Annotated in this window: 14 protein-coding genes and 1 pseudogene; 6 read left to right on the top strand and 9 right to left on the bottom strand. The window is 60.6% G+C overall.

What is annotated here, in order from left to right:
- Nucleotides 1-32: 32 nt before the first annotated feature.
- Entirely contained in the window at nt 33-1,154 is a 1,122-nt protein-coding gene (locus L379_RS19645) for a ribosomal protein uL16 3-hydroxylase (RefSeq protein ID WP_015572567.1), read from the bottom strand.
- 134 nt (nt 1,155-1,288) lie between these two features.
- Nucleotides 1,289-1,894, bottom strand: a pseudogene (locus tag L379_RS19650) (ATP-dependent Clp protease proteolytic subunit); the annotation flags it as partial.
- A gap of 85 nt (nt 1,895-1,979) precedes the next feature.
- On the opposite strand from L379_RS19650, the gene L379_RS19655 reads away from it, so the two are divergent.
- Nucleotides 1,980-2,366, top strand: coding sequence for a VOC family protein (locus tag L379_RS19655; protein ID WP_017383871.1), 387 nt, complete (start codon nt 1,980-1,982; stop codon nt 2,364-2,366).
- Nucleotides 2,367-2,545: 179 nt separating this feature from the next.
- Nucleotides 2,546-3,163 carry a response regulator transcription factor gene (locus L379_RS19660; RefSeq protein WP_017383872.1) on the top strand — a complete coding sequence of 206 codons (618 nt, stop codon included), beginning with the start codon at nt 2,546-2,548 and terminating at the stop codon, nt 3,161-3,163.
- 3 nt (nt 3,164-3,166) lie between these two features.
- On the opposite strand, the gene L379_RS19665 is transcribed toward L379_RS19660, so the two are convergent.
- The 5 genes from L379_RS19665 to L379_RS19685 form a co-directional block, all read right to left on the bottom strand.
- Nucleotides 3,167-8,752 (bottom strand): trifunctional serine/threonine-protein kinase/ATP-binding protein/sensor histidine kinase, encoded by a 5,586-nt coding sequence (locus tag L379_RS19665; protein ID WP_032652456.1) that lies wholly within the window; start codon nt 8,750-8,752, stop codon nt 3,167-3,169.
- 9 nt (nt 8,753-8,761) lie between these two features.
- Nucleotides 8,762-9,142 (bottom strand): response regulator transcription factor, encoded by a 381-nt coding sequence (locus L379_RS19670; protein ID WP_006810275.1) that lies wholly within the window; start codon nt 9,140-9,142, stop codon nt 8,762-8,764.
- A 23-nt stretch (nt 9,143-9,165) separates the two neighbouring features.
- Nucleotides 9,166-9,426 carry a XapX domain-containing protein gene (locus L379_RS19675; RefSeq protein WP_003863056.1) on the bottom strand — a complete coding sequence of 87 codons (261 nt, stop codon included), beginning with the start codon at nt 9,424-9,426 and terminating at the stop codon, nt 9,166-9,168.
- Complete coding sequence (locus tag L379_RS19680; protein ID WP_032652455.1) at nt 9,423-9,644, bottom strand: DUF1427 family protein; 222 nt, start codon at nt 9,642-9,644, stop codon at nt 9,423-9,425. Before L379_RS19680 ends, L379_RS19675 begins: the two co-directional genes overlap by 4 nt.
- A 61-nt stretch (nt 9,645-9,705) precedes the next feature.
- The gene (locus L379_RS19685; RefSeq protein ID WP_032652454.1) at nt 9,706-10,392 is read right to left on the bottom strand and encodes a hydrolase; all 687 of its coding nucleotides are present in this window, start codon (nt 10,390-10,392) and stop codon (nt 9,706-9,708) included.
- 220 nt (nt 10,393-10,612) lie between these two features.
- Between L379_RS19685 and L379_RS19690 the strand changes: the two genes are divergently transcribed.
- From L379_RS19690 to L379_RS19705, 4 genes are read left to right on the top strand one after another with little or no spacing between them, the layout of a single operon-like run.
- Complete coding sequence (locus tag L379_RS19690) at nt 10,613-12,484, top strand: amidohydrolase (RefSeq protein WP_032652453.1); 1,872 nt, start codon at nt 10,613-10,615, stop codon at nt 12,482-12,484.
- Nucleotides 12,484-12,891 carry a DoxX family protein gene (locus L379_RS19695; RefSeq protein WP_032652450.1) on the top strand — a complete coding sequence of 136 codons (408 nt, stop codon included), beginning with the start codon at nt 12,484-12,486 and terminating at the stop codon, nt 12,889-12,891. The genes L379_RS19690 and L379_RS19695 overlap by 1 nt, the downstream gene beginning before the upstream one ends.
- Nucleotides 12,888-14,501, top strand: coding sequence for an MFS transporter (locus tag L379_RS19700; protein ID WP_032652447.1), 1,614 nt, complete (start codon nt 12,888-12,890; stop codon nt 14,499-14,501). Before L379_RS19695 ends, L379_RS19700 begins: the two co-directional genes overlap by 4 nt.
- 30 nt (nt 14,502-14,531) lie before the next feature.
- Nucleotides 14,532-15,353, top strand: a complete 822-nt coding sequence (locus L379_RS19705; protein WP_015572558.1) for an alpha/beta fold hydrolase — start codon at nt 14,532-14,534, stop codon at nt 15,351-15,353.
- A gap of 39 nt (nt 15,354-15,392) precedes the next feature.
- On the opposite strand, the gene L379_RS19710 is transcribed toward L379_RS19705, so the two are convergent.
- Both L379_RS19710 and L379_RS19715 read right to left on the bottom strand, forming a co-directional pair.
- On the bottom strand, nt 15,393-16,787 hold the full coding sequence (locus L379_RS19710) for an MFS transporter (protein WP_032104358.1): 1,395 nt from the start codon (nt 16,785-16,787) through the stop codon (nt 15,393-15,395).
- A gap of 45 nt (nt 16,788-16,832) precedes the next feature.
- Nucleotides 16,833-17,921, bottom strand: a complete 1,089-nt coding sequence (locus tag L379_RS19715) for a cellulase family glycosylhydrolase (RefSeq protein WP_032652445.1) — start codon at nt 17,919-17,921, stop codon at nt 16,833-16,835.
- Nucleotides 17,922-17,950: the final 29 nt, after the last annotated feature.

Here is a 17,950-nt window from a genome sequence, read left to right as displayed (position 1 = left end):
CGGCGTTTAGCCTGACTAAACGCCGCCCGCTGTTACTCGTCGAAGAACCAGTAGCCCTGATTAATCAAACCGGTCAGCTCTTCCACAAACGCCGGATTATTCAGCGCATCGCCCAGCTCAGCCTGGCCGAGCTCGGTGAAGCGGCACAGCGCATCCGCACCGTTCACATCCGCCGTTTCCAGCTGTTCGCTGTTGATAAAGACGCTGCCGTTGATGTTCAGCACGCGCAGCCCGCTCAGGCGGGAGAGCGTTTCGCCCCCTTGCAGCGCGTCGAGCACCTCTTCTGCGGAATACGGCGGCTCGGCGGCGGCAATATCCAGCTCGTGACGCGGCGTGGAGACGAAGCTGCCAAACCATTTCGTAAAATCATCTGGCTTGCTAATCATGTCGATCATCATCTGGCGAATGCGATCGAGCTCGTACTGCTCCACGCGGCCAGGGTGTTCGCGGCAGGTCAGATCCGGATCGCTGTAATGTTCGCCGCCCAGATCGTTCTCCAGCGCGTAGTCGGCAAAGCTGCTGATCAGATCGCGACCGTTCGGCCCGCGGAAACCGACAGAGTAGTTGAGCGCGGTTTCATGGGTGAAGCCGTCATGCGGGAATCCAGGCGGAATGTAAAGGATATCGCCCGGCGCCAGATCTTCGTCGATGATCGGCTCAAACGGATCGACATGCAGCAGGGCCGGATGCGGACAGAACTGACGCATCGGCAGCTTGTCCCCCACGCGCCAGCGGCGGCTGCCCATCCCCTGGATAATAAACACATCATACTGATCGATATGCGGCCCAACGCCGCCACCCGGGACGGAGAAGGAGATCATCAGGTCATCAAGACGCCAGTCCGGCAGGACGCGGAACGGACGCACCAGCTCTGCTGCGGGCATATGCCAGTGGTTCACCGCCTGCGCCAGCAGGGACCAGCCGGTTTCACCGAGGTTATCGAAATGCTCAAACGGGCCATTGCTCGCCTGCCACTTGCCGTTAGCATGGCTTACCAGGCGGCTATCAACTTCCGGCTCCATCGCCAGACCCGCCAGTTCATCAGGGGTAATGGGGTCGACAAAATTCGGGAAGGCATTTTTCAGCACAACGGGTTGTTTTTGCCAGTATTTTTCAAGAAATTCCGGCCAGTTCAGGTTCAGTTGATACGCCATGGATAGCACCAGTGAGAGGGGAGACAGGCGCGATTATAGAAGAGACAGCGAGGGGGGAACTTGTCATGGGTCAATCGAGCGCGCGTAGGTCGGGTAAGGCGAAGCCGTCACCCGACGCACACGCGGGCTAAAACTTAATCCAGGTTCAGCTCGTCATAATGGGTAATCAGTTTACCCACGATGCCGTAGTCCAGCGCTTCCGCCGGTGACATCCAGAAGTTACGGTCGGTGTCTTTCTTCACTTTCTCCAGCGGCTGGCCGGTGGCGTCAGCAATCAGCTTGTTCACGCGCTCCAGCATGCGGATGATCTCGCGCGCTTCGATTTCGATATCCGTTGCCTGACCGCGCACGCCGCCCAGCGGCTGGTGGATCATAAAGCGGGTATTCGGCAGAGCGTAGCGGTGCTCTTTTTTCGCCGCCAGGAAGATGGTGATCCCGGCGCTCGCCACCCAGCCGGTGCCGATCACATGCACTTCCGGACGGATAAACTTAATGAAGTCGTGGATGGTGTCGCCCGCTTCTACGTGGCCGCCCTGACTGTTGATGTACAGCTTGATCGGATCGTTGCTGACGCTTTGCAGCAGGATCATCTGAGTGATGACCTTCTGGGCCAGCTCCTGGTTAATCTCTCCGGAGATGACAATCGAACGGGATTCCAGCAGTTTTTGCTGTAGAGCGCCCGCGCCGTTTGTTCCTTCCGCTTTTTCCTTGTCGCTTTCTTTCAGTGTGTAGTGCATTGTTGTTTCCTCAGCTTGTCGCGCTCAAAACCAGAGTGTAGCCTGTTTTACCGGTGAAAGTCCTCACAGACAAATAACGAGGGATCTTATGAATATTGCACATGTCGCACTCTGGACCCGCAGCCTGGACGCGCAGGTTCAGTTCTGGGAAACGGTGTTTGGCGGCCGCAGTAATGACCGCTACGTCAGCAAAAATCGTCCGGGGTTTAAATCTCACTTTATTACCCTGGATGACGGGCCGACCATCGAGCTGATGACGCTGCCGGGCCTGCCCAGTGCACCTTCGCACCCGGAATTTGTCGGCTGGGCGCATATCGCCATCAACGTCGGCAGCAAAGCGCAGGTGGACAGTATGGCAGCGCAGGCGCAGGCAAGCGGCTCCCTGCTCAGCGCCCCGCGTATGACCGGGGACGGTTTCTATGAAGCGGTGATTGCGGACCCGGACGGCAACCGTATTGAGCTTGTCGGTGCATAAAAACAGCGTTTCGTTCCTTCATCGCCTCCGCTCCAGCTCGCTATACTTCATATGGTTATCATATTGCTAAATGATAATGATATTTAATGTGTTAAGATGAAAGTCAGCATAAACAGTCTCTTACGTAGCCATAGTGACTGTTTGCATCCTCGACATTTAAATCAACACCGGGGCGGTGAATGGAACACATTGTTTATGTGGTTGATGACGATGACACAGTCAGGCAGTCCGTTGTCAGGCTGCTGGAATCTGCGGATATACATGCCCTTGGCTTTTCCTCAGCAGAAGCCTTTCTCAGCCATCCCTTTGAGGATCTGCCCTCCTGCGTGATCCTCGATATGCAAATGCCCACGATAACCGGGTTTGATGTCGCAGATGCGCTGAAAGACAGCGGGCGGGAAATACCGATCATCTTTCTCACCGGCCACGGCACCATCCCTATGTCCGTCCGGGCGATCAAAGGCGGGGCCTACGAATTTCTCACTAAGCCCGTTGAATCCAGCGCGCTCATCGGCTCCATCGAATCCGCGCTCAGGCTGGCACAGCACAACGCCGCCCGCGTCAAAGAGCACTACGCCCTGAAACAGCGCCATCTGTCCCTCACGCCGCGCGAGCATGAGGTGCTTGAGCTGGCCGTCAGCGGCAAGCTCAACAAGCAGATCGCCGCCGAGCTGGGCGTCAGTGAGATTACGGTGAAAGTGCACCGCCGCCGGGTGATGGAGAAAATGCAGGTCCGCTCCGTGGCTGAACTGGTCAGGGCCGTCGAGCGCCTGACCAAACATCAGCCAGCGGAATAACCGTTACATCTCCTGTCCGGCAAGCGGCAACGCGAAGGTAAACACCGTGCCGTACGGCTCTCTGCGGCGCGCGCTCAGTTTCCCCCGGTGCCGTTCAATAATGCTGGCGCTGATGGTCAGCCCCATGCCCATTCCCTGCGCTTTGGTCGAATAGAACGAGTCAAAGATCCGCTCGGTGAGCTCCGGCTCAATGCCGCTGCCGGTATCGGCGATCTCGAAGATCACCTTCCCCTCGGCGCAGTTCGCGGTGGCGATCGTGATGCTGCACGGGCGATCCGTCACTTCCGCCATCGCTTCCATCGCATTCATCACCAGGTTAAGCAACACCTGCTGGATCTGCACGCTGTCGCCGATGATAAAGCTGTCGTCAGCGTTCAGAAGATAATCAACGCTTATGTGTCGCAGCTCAAGTTCGCTGCGGGAAAGCATAATGATGTGGTGGATCAGGAAGTGCAGATCGATTCGCGTAAACGTGGGGTCCTGTTTGCGCGTCAGAGACTGAATGCTGCGGATGATCTCCCCTGCCCGCTCGCCCTCGGCGGCGATCTCCTCCAGCCCCTCGCGCACTTTTTCCAGCCGCGCCGGATCGCGGTTGAGCCAGCGCAGGCTCGCGCCGGCGTTCGAGACAATCGACATCAGCGGCTGGTTGATCTCGTGCGCGATCGAGGAGGTCAGTTGCCCGACGGTAGTGGCTCGTGAGACCCGCGCCAGATCCGCCTGCGCCACCCGCATCGCATCCTCCGCCGCCCGCTGGCTGGTGATGTCGGTAATGATGCCGTAATACTCATTCACCTCGCTGCCCACCCCCACCGGATCGCCAATCCCGAGGATGTAACGAACGGAGCCGTCGGTGCGGATGATGCGAAACTCCGCGCGCATCGACAGCCCGTCACGCACGCTCTGATTAACGAGGGTGCTGATCCGGCCATAATCATCCTCATGCACGAAGGTCAAAAACTCCGCCATTGAGATCATCTTTTGCTGCTCCGGCAGGCCAAGGATACGGGCGTATTCTTCGGACATAAACATCAGATCCTGCACCAGTTCCCAGCGCCAGCTGCCGGTATGGCTGATCTGCTCGCCCAGCATCAGTGAGGTCTGGCTGGCGCGCAGCTCTTTCTCCACCCGTCGGCGCTGGATGTTTTCCGCCAGCAGCTCGGCGTAGAGCCGCGCCGTCTCCAGCGAAACCGCCGCCTGCGCACCCAGCAGGCTGACCACGCGCGAATGTTCGGCGGTAAACACCTCCGGCATCAGGCGGTTTTCCAGATACAGAATCCCCACCAGCCGCGCCTGTTTGAACATCGGCACGCACATCACGGCGGCGCCGGACGTCACCAGATACGGATCCTGGCTGAACGGGTGGAACTCCTCCGGTTTGCCGGTGCGGATCTCCTGCCCGGTGCGGATCACCGCGGCCAGCACCGACAGCGGCATGTCCGTCGCCATCGGTGACGCTTTCAGGATGCGCACCCGCACGCCGTCGGTACTGGTCCAGGCGCTGGCTTCAATCTCCGGGATGTGATTATCGCTGACGCGCAGCAGCAGGCCACGCTGCGCCCCGGCCCGTTCAAGCAGCAGCGTCATCAGGTTTTCGATTAAACGTTCAAGGTTGATCTCTTCGGATAAGGCGCGTGAGGCTTTGATGACGCTCTGTAAATCGCGGATCACCTCGTTCTGGGCAAACGCCGCCGTGTCATACGCGCGGCTCTGCCCGGAGGCCAGCAGATGGGGGAAATCCTGCTCCAGCTGGCGCACCTTGGCCTGCGCCCCGACGCGCCCCCAGGCGGCAATCGCGCCGCGGAAATGGGCGTCGGAGGCGGTCGGGTAGCCGCAGGCCAGCGAGAAACGCCCGGCCAGCTCGTGCGCCAGGGCATTGATCGGGTTAAACCCGCCCTCCCGCGAGAGTCGCACCGCTTTTTCATACTGCTCCAGCGCGATGCTGTTCATGCCGTCCAGACGGACGATTTCGGCATAAATCAGCGCCTCTTTATCGGCAAATGTGCCCGGATTGATCCGCGCCCAGAGGGCAATTTTGTCGTAATGGTGATGAATACTGCGGCGATAATCCGCCGAAAAGGTTTCCGGCGTGAGCTGGCGGGAGAGCGCCAGCGCGCTGTAAAAATGGTAATCCAGCAGATGAATATGACCCGGCGCGGACCACGCATACCAGCCCGCCATTTCTAAATCCGCCTGTGCATCGGCGTATTCGCCGCAGGAAAAGTGCGCCATCCCGCGATAGAGCCAGTACCAGAAGAGCATGGTCGAGGTCTGCTCGGGCGCCTGCTCCGGCGGCGCGGGCAGCAGATCGTCAGGCAGCGCCTGGGCGGCGCTCCATGGGCCCGTCACCGGCGTGCGTAAAAACTCCACGTAGCGGCGCTGAATGTGCAGAACGGTTTCAATGTCCTGGTAATCCGTTTTGCGCACAAAGGCCAGACCGCGATCGATGCTGGTCAGCACGCCATCCAGATGGTCGCCCCGGGAGAGGAAGTTAATGATCTGATGACAGGCCGCGAAGCAGGCCATCGTCATGTCGCCGTGGGTCACCGCTGAGGTAAAGCAGGCCTTGGCGCACTCGATAGTGTACGACAGCGGCTGGGTCCAGACGCTGAGCTGGTCGAGCGGCAGCAGAGTTTTAGCTTCATAGGCATCATAGCCGTGGCGGTTCACCAGCTCACGAGCCAGCGTGCCGTACTCAAACCCGAGACGGTATTCGGCGTAGCGGTGGCCAATCAGCACGCCAAACCAGGCCATCGCCGTGGTGGAAGCACCGGTTATGCCGTGATCGAGCGTGAGGTGCATCATTCGGCACAGGAGTAAAAAGTGCAGGCGCGGGCAGGTAAAGCTGGCGAAAATACTGGCGCTGTAAAGCAGGTTCATCACCGCTTCGGTCTCTGCGTTCTCCATCAGCTTAAGCTGAGAAAACGGGTTCTGCGGCGCGTCGGCGGTGCGTTGACAGAACTGCTGCCAGGCCTCGTCACATTCGGCATTTTCCGGGTAGCGGCTGATCTGGATCCCGAACACGCCCAGCCAGCATAACGACGCCTCCAGCGCCAGGCGGATCTCCGACTGGCGCATATAAACTTCCGCCAGCAGGTTGGCGGCCAGCGCTTTCTCCGTCAGCCCGCCCGGTGAACCGAGGATCGCATCGCACAGCGCACGCGTGCGCTCCAGGTGTCCGAGCGCAAACTCACAGCCCGCCTCTTCGATATCCAGCATAAAGTCCGAGACCGGGCCCGCATTCCCCAGCGCTCTGGCGGTCTGGATATAGCTTAAGGCGGAAAGGTAATCGCCGGTACGCTTCGCACGCCGCGCGGCCTGAAGGCTCAGCTCCCGGAATCGCTGCCGCTGGGGTGCAGGCTGGATGCAGTCCAGCGCGGCGCTGACGTGGTGAACCGCGCGGAACAGCAGTTCGTTGCCCGCCGTCTGCCGCGCGGCATCCGCCAGCAGGCTGGCGGTGGTCAGGTGCAGATGGCTTTTCTCGCCCTCATCCAGCAGGGCAAAGGCGGCTTCCTGCACCCGATCGTGGGTAAAAGCGTACTCTTTCTCCGTCAGCACAATCAGCTGAGCGGTCACCGCCGGATGAAGCGCGTAGCGGATTTCCGCCGCCGACCGCCCCACCACGCGGCACAGCATCTCCAGCTCGCCCGTGCAGCCGAGGCAGGCGATGCTGCCCAGCAGGCGGCGCGTCTCGTCGGGCATCTCCTTGAGCTGTTCAAGCACCAGCGTCACCACGTTCTCGGTGTAGTGCCGGGCGCGGATGGCCTGGAGATCGTAATGCCATTTCCCCTGATATTTGTTGTGCACCACCAGTCCGTCATCGACGATGCGGCGGAAAAATTCCTGCACGAACAGCGGGTTGCCGCCGGTTTTTTCATGGATCAGCGTGGCAAGATCGGCGGTACCGGTACTGCGGGCATGAAAAATCCCCCCGAGCCAGCGCGCCACGGCCTTCACCGACAGCGGCTGCGGCACGATCGTCGTGGCGTGCTGCGCCGCCTCCGGCAGGCTCGCCAGCGCGGTCTGCAAGGTGGGCTCAGAAAGCGAACTGAGATCGCGGTGCGCCACCACCACCAGCAGCGGGATGGCGCCGCAGGCGCGCAGCAGGTGATCGAGCGTTTGCAGGCTGGCGGCGTCGATCCACTGCACATTATCCAGCAGCAGCACCAGCGGCGCGCCCTGGGTGGCGAAGGTTTTCACCAGCGCCAGCATCATATGGCTGAAGCGCGCCCGCGCGTCGATGGAAAAGGTATCCGCAGAGAAACGCGGTTTGTTCTCAAGGAGTAAATTCAGCTCCGGCACCAGGCTAACGGCCAGCTCCTCGAAGCCTTCCAGCGCGCGCGACAGACGGATTTTCCACGTCGCTACCTCCCCGGCTGGCAGCCCGAGCAGGTGCAGCGTGAGCGTCCGAAACGCCGAACTCAGCACGCCGTAGGGCAGCGTGGGAGAATATTGATCGACCTTGCCCACCGCCAGCAGCACCTTGCGCTGTTGCAGCGATTTCAGCGTGGTGGCGATCACGGAAGATTTGCCGATCCCCGAAGGCCCCCCAATAGTCACCAGTTCCGGCGCACCGCTCTGGCTGACCCGCTCAAACGCGGCGATGACGTCGCTGGCCTGCGGATGTGCAGAGAAAAGCGAATCGGCAAGATGGATCGCCGGAGAGCGATCCTGCTGGCCGGGAATAAAGTCGACGATCTCACCTTCGGCGGTCAGCGTCGCCTGGCAGCGCCTGAGGTCGGCAATCAGCCCGTCGACGGTCTGATAGCGATTCTCCGGATTCTTCTCCAGCAGCTTAAGGATAATGGTCGACAGCATGCCGGGTACGTCCGGGCGCACCCGCCCCGGCGCAAGCGGCTCAGAGGCAATGTGGTAATGCGCCCAGTTGGTCTGGTCATCAGCGCTCAGTTCAAACGGCAATCGCCCGGTCAGAAGTTCATAAAGCACGATACCCAGACTGTAGAGATCGCTCCGGCTGTCGACGGCGCGCCGGGTACGCGTGGTGTGTTCCGGTGACATGTAGGCGGGCGTGCCGCCAGACGCGGCAAGCCGGGACTGGGAGAACGCGTCGGAGGTGCCGCAGGAAAGACCGAAGCTGCAAAGACGGCAGGTGGCGTCGTGATGAACGAAGAACGCCCCGGGTTTGATATCGCCGTGGATCAGGTTGTGCAGATGCATCTGGCGCAGGGGACCGCAGATGCGGATCGCCATTTCGATAAAGCGGGCGATCCCGGAAATCGCCTTACCTGCCCGGCACGCCAGCAGTTCAAAGCAGAACGGCGCGTAGACCAGCGCAAAACGTCCGCGGTACTGGGTTGAAGCGACGGGCCGGATAGCCCAGCCGTCATGAAGCCGGTCGCGCAGGGCAAACTCGTTTTTCAGCAGCCGCGTTGCCCGCTCCTCTTCTTCATCGCTGACCGCGGTGGCAATAATAAACGAACCGCCGGACTGGGGATGCCGCCCGTTCATCCAGGAGATGCCGCCCTCCTGCGCCAGCACGGTAAAAATGACATCCTCTTTCAGAACAAAAGCCCGCCCTTCATGGAGACTTCCCCGGGCGGGCCAAAATGCAGGCGACGTATGTTCGTTCATCCGCGATCCTTATTGTCGGCGGGTCAGCTCCCGCTGAATATGATCCAGCAGAATATCGATGTTAATCGGCTTACGCAAAAATGCAGCGGCGCCCAGACTGAGTGCATACCGCTGCATATTTTCATCAGCATGACCGGAGATAAACAGTATTGGCGGTGGCGGCGTGGCCAGCAACCGCAGCTTCTCAAACAGCTCGATGCCGTTCATGCCGCGTAGCTTGATGTCGGTGATCACCAGCGACGCGCCGGACAGGGCGAGAGGGTGGCTCAAAAACACCTCTGCCGAATCGAAGGTATCGGTAGCATACCCTTCCGATTGCAGCAGGTTACTGAGCCCGCTGCGAACAGAGCGTTCGTCATCAATGATGGCAATGCGCCACGGCAGCGTCATGCTGTCTTTCCTCAAACAAATCGTTACGCGTCGCGGCTTTCCTTCGCGGGCGCTGGGGGCGCGGTACCGCTGATCTTCGGTACGCATTCATGACGAAACCAGGCCAGGGTCAACGGTTCGCGGCTCACCAGACGCCGTCCGATGGGGATTAGCTGTTCACCCACCAGCATGCCGAACAGGCCAAGCAGCGCGACGACCGGCGGCGCCGGGGAATGCACGTCGAGCAGGGCGTAAAGTACCCCAGCCGCGACCCCGCACACCAGCGAAATAATCCAGGCCTTCATGATGACGCTCCAGACAGGTGCTGAACGTGGGGAACCGTCACCTGCACGCCCTCGGGATTGTCGCGGGATAAAAGATGACGCATCGCCTGTTCCCCCGCCAGCATCCCCAGCAGGCCAATCAGCGCCAGCGCGGGCGGCGCGGGGGAACGCACCTTCAGCACGGCATACATCAGGCCAATCAACACGCCTGCCGCGAGGGATATCAACCCTGTACTCATTGTGAACTCCAGAGAAAAAGGCAGCGGCGAGCAGGATGAGGGACCAGCCCGCCAGCGGAACTTAGCGAGCCGGAACCGGCGCTAAGGTGCGGTGCTCGCTCTTCTGACGAGACGGCGCTTTGTGCACCATGGTGTAGGCGTAATCCACACCCATTCCGTAGGCGCCGGAGTGCTCGCGCACGATATCCATCACCGCGGTGTAGGTCTCTTTGCGCGCCCAGTCACGCTGCCACTCCAGCATCACCTGCTGCCAGGTCACCGGGATCACGCCCGCCTGGATCATGCGCTGCATCGCGAAGTCGTGGGCTTCTTTGGAGGTGCCGCCGGAGGCGTCTGCCACCATATAAATTTCGTAGTCGCCTTCCAGCATCGCGCACAGGGCAAAGCTGTTATTGCACACTTCGGTCCACAGGTCAGCGACAACCACCTTCTTCTTGCCGTTGGTCTTCAGCGCGTCGCGCACCTTCTGGTCGTCCCAGGAGTTCATGGAGGTACGCTCCAGGATGTCCTGGCCCGGGAACACGTCCAGCAGCTCCGGATAGGTATTGCCGGAGAAGCTTTCGGTCTCAACGGTGGTGATGATGGTTGGGATGTTGAACACCTTAGCCGCTTTCGCCAGCGCCACGGTGTTGTTTTTCAGCACCTGGCGGTCAATAGACTGCACGCCGAACGCCATCTGTGGCTGGTGATCGATGAAGATGATCTGACAGTTGGCAGGGGTTAAGACTTCGAGCTTAGAAGTGGTCATAAGATTATCCAGTGAGGTTAAAGGTTAAAATCGCCGCGAACAGCACGCCGATAAAATCGCGTTCATCCTATGACCCACAGCGCTGTGGTGTAATTATCTCTTCGTATAGTTAACCTTAGGTATAGTTATACTTTGGTATACCTATCCTATTGTATAACTGGATCTTTGCCGAAACCGGTTCCCATAATCCTGACCATTCCCCTCTTAGTCTGGAGCTATTATGGTTACCCTCGGTAAAGCCGATCTCATTCTGGTTAACGGCCAGTTTCACACCGTCGATCGCGAGAATCCTGTCGCGGAAGCCGTTGCCGTGCGCGACGGAAAATTTCTGGAAGTGGGTACCGTCGCCGAGGTGATGCAACACCACTGCGACGGCACTAAGGTGGTCGACTTAAAAGGCCACACCGCCATCCCCGGCCTGAACGACTCGCACCTGCACCTGATCCGCGGCGGCCTGAACTACAACCTCGAGCTGCGCTGGGAAGGCGTGCCGTCCCTGGCCGACGCCCTGCGGATGCTAAAAGAGCAGGCCCTGCGCACGCCATCGCCCCAGTGGGTGCGCGTGGTGGGCGGCTGGAGCGAGTTCCAGTTCGCCGAGCGCCGCATGCCGACCCTGGACGAAATTAACGACGCCGCGCCTGACACCCCGGTGTTTATCCTCCACCTGTACGACCGCGCCCTGCTCAACCGCGCCGCGCTGAAGGTGGTCGGCTACACCAAAGACACGCCAAACCCGCCGGGCGGGGAGATCCAGCGCGACGCCAACGGCAACCCGACCGGAATGCTTATTGCCCGTCCGAACGCCATGATTTTGTACGCCACGCTGGCGAAAGGGCCGAAGCTGCCGCTGGAGCAGCAGGTCAACTCCACGCGCCAGTTCATGCGCGAGCTGAACCGCCTGGGGCTGACCAGCGCCATCGACGCGGGCGGCGGCTTCCAGAACTACCCGGAAGATTACGAGGTGATTGCCGAGCTGCACGAGAAAAAGCAGATGACCATCCGCATCGCCTACAACCTGTTTACCCAGCGTCCGGGCCACGAGCTGGAAGACTTTGAAAAATGGACCGATATGCTTACGCCGGGCCAGGGCAGCGATTTCTTCCGCCACAACGGCGCGGGCGAGATGCTGGTCTTCTCCGCCGCCGATTTTGAAGACTTCCTCGAGCCGCGCCCGGATCTCGCGCCGGGCATGGAGGACGAGCTGGAGCGCGTAGTGCGCCATCTGGTGGAGCACCGCTGGCCGTTCCGCCTGCACGCCACTTACAACGAATCCATCAGCCGCATGCTGGACGTGTTCGAGAAGGTGAACCGTGACATTCCGTTCAACGGGCTGCACTGGTTCTTCGACCACGCCGAAACCGTGTCGCAGGCCAACATCGACCGCATCAAAGCACTCGGCGGCGGCATTGCCGTCCAGCACCGCATGGCCTTCCAGGGCGAGTACTTTGCCGAGCGCTACGGCATCGAAGCCACCCGCCACACGCCGCCGGTGGCAAAAATGCTCGAGACTGGCGTGCCGGTGGGCCTGGGAACGGACGCCACCCGCGTGGCGAGCTATAACCCATGGACCGCGCTCTACTGGCTGGTCTCCGGCCGCACCGTTGGCGGGATGCAGATGTACGATCACAGCGCCCGTCTGGATCGCGATACCGCCCTCATGCTCTGGACCCAGGGCAGCGCGTGGTTCTCCAGCGAGCAAAACCAGAAGGGGCAGATCAAGGTCGGCCAGCTCGCGGATCTGGCGGTGCTCAGCAAAGATTACTTCCGCGTGCCGGAGGAGGAGATCAAGGGCATCGAGTCCGTCCTCACCGTGGTGAACGGCGATATCGTCTATGCCGCAGGCGCTTTTGGCCCACTCGCGCCGCCCGCCATTCCGGTCCTGCCCGAGTGGTCCCCGGTGGTGAAGGTGCCGGGCCACTACCGCAGCGCGCCGCCGCAGGCCGCACGCGTGGGCATGAGTGTGGCTCACCACTGTAGCGGCCCGTGCGGGGTTCACAACCACCAGCATGACTTTGCCCGCACGTCAGCGATGCCGGTATCCGACGATAACGCTTTCTGGGGGGCGCTGGGTTGCAGCTGCTTTGCATTCTGATGAAACAAAATGACGTTTCGCCCCGGATCGATCCGGGGCTGTTCTTTCTGCGCCTGACCGGCAGTCTGCTGCTGCTTTACGTGCACGGCCTGCCGAAGGTGCTGCATTTCAGCGAAGAGCTGACGCGCATCGAAGATCCGTTTGGTTTTGGGCCGTATGCCAGTCTGATCCCGGCGATCGTCGCCGAGGTGATCTGCCCGCTGTTTATCATTGCGGGGGTTTACACCCGCCTGGCGTGCCTGCCGATTATCGCCGTGCTGCTGGTGGCGATGCTGGCGGTTCATCCGAACTGGTCGATTGCCGAGGGGCAGTTTGGCTGGCTGCTGCTGATTATCTTCACCACCCTCGCCCTTACCGGACCGGGCCAGTGGCGAGTGCAGCGTAAAACAACGGAGAGGTTCGCATGACCCAGGTTAACGACGTTCGCGACGCACACGTCGAGACGACGCCCGCGGTTTCACCCTGGCAGCCGCTGAGCCAGCCGGTGTTCCGCATGCTGTGGATCGCCACGGTGGTCTCTAACGTCGGCTCATGGATGAGCGACGTCGGTATCAACTGGAGCATGCTGACGCTCAGCGCCGATCCGCTGGATATCGCGCTGGTGCAGGCGGCGAGCAGCCTGCCGATGTTCCTTTTCGCCCTGCCGTCCGGGGTGATGGCGGACATCGTTGATCGACGTAAATACCTGCTCTTCTCCCAGCTGTGGGTGTTCATTGCCGCCGCCGGGCTGACGCTGCTCTCTTTTACCGGACACGTCACCCCCACCGTTCTGCTGGCGGCGACGTTTCTGCTGAGCGTGGGTACGGCCATGAGTTCGCCGCCGTTTCAGGCGATTGTCCCTGACCTGGTGAGCAAGCCCGAGCTGGGTTCCGCCGTGGCGCTTAACTCGCTCGGGGTCAATATCAGCCGGGCAATTGGCCCTGCGCTGGGCGGTTTTCTGCTGTCGCTTGCCGGGCCGTGGATGGTGTTTGCCCTGAACGCGCTGTCCGTGATGGGCGTGGCGTGGGTGCTGTGGCGCTGGCGTCCGGCACCGTCCGTGCAGCGTTTGCCACCGGAGCACTTCTTCTCTGCGGTGCGCTCCGGGATTCGCTACGTGCACGCCGCGCCGGTGCTGCGCAACGTGCTGGTGCGCACCGTGGCCTTTTTTGTTTTCGGCAGCGCGGGCTGGGCATTGCTGCCGCTGGTGGCGCGCCGCGAGCTGGGCTTAGGCCCGGCGGGCTACGGCGTGATGCTGGCGTGTATCGGCCTTGGCGCCATTGCCGGGGCCATCCTGCTGCCGCGTCTGCGCCAGCGGCTGAACGCCGATCGGCTGATGGTGGCCGCCAGCCTGACGTTTGCGATCACCATGCTGGCGCTGGCATTTGTACGTCACTTTTGGCTGCTAAACTTGTTTGAGTTCTTTACCGGCTTCGCGTGGATTGCGGTGCTCTCCACCCTCAACCTTGGCGCGCAGCGCAGCGCCGCACGCTGGGTAAAAGCCCGGGCGCTGGCGGTGTATCTGACGGTCTTTTTCGGTTCGATGACCGCAGGCAGCGCTGTCTGGGGCCAGATCGCCTCGCAGTTCGGCACTCCGGCTTCGCTGGTGGTCGCCACGCTGGGGATGGTGCTGGCGAGCATGACGGTGTTCCGCTGGAAGCTGGAGAAAGATCCGGATTTAAATCTCGACCTGAGCGGGCAGCCGCTGGACGGGGTGGAGATTGAACTCCCGAACGAGCGTGGCCCGGTGCTGGTCTCGCATGAGTACATCATCGACCCGCAGAACGCGAAAACGTTTTTGCAGGCCGTGCACGAACTACGCCGGGTGCGCCGCCGCGCCGGGGCGATGAGCTGGGCGGTGTACGAGGATATTGAACGTCCGGGTCTGTTTATCGAGACCTTCCTGATGGGTTCCTGGATCGAGCATCTGCGCCAGCAGGAACGCCACACCATGAATGACCTCCTGTTGCAGAGCCGCGTTCTGGCTTTTCATCAGGGCACAACATCACCGGCAATTCGTTATCTGGTCGCGCCGGTCTGAACATAACAATCACCTGTAGAGGAACACACTATGGCAACGTTTAAGGCAAAAGATGGTACGCAGATTTATTACAAAGACTGCGGCGCGGGAAAACCGGTTCTTTTCAGCCACGGCTGGCCGCTGGATGGGGATATGTGGGACAGCCAGCTGAACTTCCTGGCCGAGCGCGGCTACCGCACCATCGCCTTTGACCGTCGCGGGTTTGGACGTTCAGATCAGCCGTGGAACGGCTATGACTACGATACCTTTGCGTCCGACATTAACGACCTGATCACCACGCTGGATCTGCGCGACGTGACGCTGGTGGGCTTCTCCATGGGCGGCGGCGACGTGACGCGCTACATCAACAACTACGGTAGCGAACGCGTGGCCGGTCTCGCCCTGCTGGGCGCGGTAACGCCCATTTTCGGTAAATCCGAAAGCTACCCGGAAGGAGTCGATCAAAGCGTGTTCAGCGGGATTCGTGACGGACTGCGTAAAGATCGCGCCCAGTTCATCAGCGACTTCGCCACCCCATTCTACGGCACCAACGCCGGGCAGACCGTTTCTGCCGGTGCCCTGACGCAGACGCTGAACATCGCCCTGCTGGCGTCCCTGAAGGGCACCATTGATTGCGTAACCGCCTTCGCCGAGACCGATTTCCGCCCGGATATGGCGAAAATCGACGTGCCGACGCTGGTGATCCACGGCAGCAACGACCAGATCGTGCCGTTTGAAACGACCGGCAAGCTGGCGGCAGAGATGATCAAAAACGCCACGCTGAAAGTGTACGACAACGCGCCGCACGGCTTCGCGCTGACCCACCAGGATCAGCTCAACGAAGATCTGCTGGCGTTTGTGAAGTCGCTGTAAGTCATTACGCGAAGCCTGATGGCGCTTCGCTTATCAGGCCTACAAGGGCTGGTCCTGTAGGCCGGGTAAGGCGCAGCCGCCACCCGGCGCTTTCGCAGACGCATTCCGCTCCGCCAGCAGCCGACAAACCTCCGCATGCTTCTCCTCGGTAAAGGTGAAGCGCGACATAAACCCCATTCGAATCAGCGAGCCTATCGCCGGTAACAAACAAATCCCGAAGAACAGCCCCGCCAGCACGCTGTCGCTCTGGGCCTGTGCCTGCGGCACATAGTCGATCATCGTCAGAAACACGCCGATGAGCCCGCCGCCCACCGCCACCGACATCTTGCCGGTAAAGGTCTGCCCGGAGAAGGTGATCGCCGCGCAGCGCTTGTGGGTGTGATACTCCGCATACTCGATGGTGTCGGCAATCATCGACGAGGTGAGGATGTTGGTCATCATCACGAACAGCGTGCTCAGGCCGAGCAGGACAAACAGCAACGCCGTGTGCTGATAGCCCGTGAACCACATCACCACGCGCACCGCCACGTCCAGCCCGCAGAGGATCATAAACAGCTTCCGCTTCTGCATCCGACGGGTCAGCAGCGGGGCGACCAGGCACAGCACCGCCGCCACTATCCCCATCACGCCAATTGCCATTTGCAGGCTGCCGTCGCCCATATTGTTGATAAAGAAGTAGATATAGAGACCGCCCGCCACGTTATGGAACACGCAGAAAAAGAACGACAGCAGGACAATAAACAGCGGCTTGTTCTGGCGCAGGTTGTGGAAGGTGTCGCGCATCGTCACCTTCTCCGGGCTCGGCGGCACGCGCTCTTTGATCTGCATAAAGCCGTTGAGCATCAGCGGCAGGCCCACCAGCATCATCACCAGCGCCGCCATAAAGTAGCCTTTATCGTTGCTGTACTGGGCAAAGAACGCCGCCAGCTTCGGGAAGAAGATGTTAGCGCAGGCGATCCCGGCATTCACTCCGAGCATCGCCGCCGTCACCGCGCGGGTGCGCTGGCCGGAGTCGTTGGTCATCACCGATGACATCGACCAGAACGGGATATCGGAGATGGCGTACAGCGTGCCCCACAGGATATACGTCACCCCGGCGTAGAGGATTTTGGTGGTCATGTCCGCTTCGATTTTATAGAACGCCAGCAGGGTGACCCCGGTGATCAGCAGCGGGGCGATCAGTAAAAAGTGGCGAAACTTGCCGAACCGGCTGTTAATGGTGTCCATAATGCTGGCAAACAGCGGATCGTGAACCGCATCCCACGCACGGGCAATCAGGAAGATGGTGCTTGCCGCCAGCGCCGAGATCCCCAGCACGTCGGTGTAAAAATAGTTAATAAACGAACCCACTAAACCAAAGCTAAAACACTGACCTAAACCATAGCCAAAGTAAGACCACAACTCGCGAGACGGTATTTTCATTGTCATTGCCATAGTGCGTACCTGGTTGCCCGGCGACAGCGCGCCGGGTCATTATTATTAGCCCTGCGGATTCGGGGCGATTTTGCGCAGCTTCTTCATCAGCGCGATTTCAGCGCGTGAGAACGGGATACCGTTCTCCTCAAACACGTCGTGGAACCACAGGCGGCAGTAGTCTGTGGACTCCTTCATCACTACCGGCCACGGCAGCCAGGTCTGGGTTTTACCGCGCACCAGCCCCCACTGATACGGCGCGACCTTCGCCATGTACATCAGCGGGAGCTGCTCTTCGATGGTGCCGCCCACGTGACGCGCCAGCCATTCGGTGCAGAAGATTGGGCGGCCCAGCGCCTGAAGCTGCTGGATAATCGCCGTCATGCGCCCGGTATTGGTATAGGCGTGGTAGCTCACCACATCTGACAGCGCCAGCGCGGTCTGGTCCAGCGGGTGCTGGTAAAACGTCTCGCCCTCTTCTTCCGCCGGCAGACGCCACGCGCAGACGGTGAGCGGCTGGGTTGGGTTTTCTTCACGCACCCACTGGAATGCGAGCTTCATAAGCTTATGTGCGCAGGTCTCCAGCTTCGCGTCGTACTGCACCTCCTGCGTGCCGGTGGCGAAAATGCCGCGGTTGCCCGGCTCGTTATACAGATCCCAGAGCAATACGCGCTTATCCTCGCGGAACTGGCGCACAACGTCGCGGATATAGCGCTCAATCTGTGGCCAGCAGTCGCGATCGCACACCTTATTGCGTCCCGGGCTCGCTGCCGCCTGGCTGTTGTGCTTGCCCGGTACGGGCGGCTTTTGCGGGCCGAGGTACGGCTCGTCGCCGGAGAACCCGCAGTCGTCCATCAGGGTCAGCATGGTGCTGAACCCATGACCGTCGGCAATCGTCAAAAAGCGGTCGATGCGCGCCATCAGCCCGTCGCGGTCGTGCTCCCAGACGATGAACGGCAGGTTGATGCGCAGGGTGTTATAGCCCGCGTCCGCCGCCCAGCCCAGCTCGCGGTCGATGGTTTCGGCATCGAAGGTCTCTTCCTGCCAGATATCGGTCCAGTTCACCGCCGTCGACGGCAGATAGTTAAACCCGCACAGCCAGCCTTTCTGCTGATACCACGCCTGTGCCTGCTCCCTGCTCCACTGCTCTTTCATTACGCATCCTCTTGCTGATAATATTTAGC

It is taken from the genome of Enterobacter sp. MGH 33 (assembly GCF_000534535.1).
GTDB classification, from domain to species: domain Bacteria; phylum Pseudomonadota; class Gammaproteobacteria; order Enterobacterales; family Enterobacteriaceae; genus Enterobacter; species Enterobacter hormaechei_C.
Note: the sequence above shows the minus strand (reverse complement) of the source record. Positions and strands in the feature narration are given on the sequence as shown.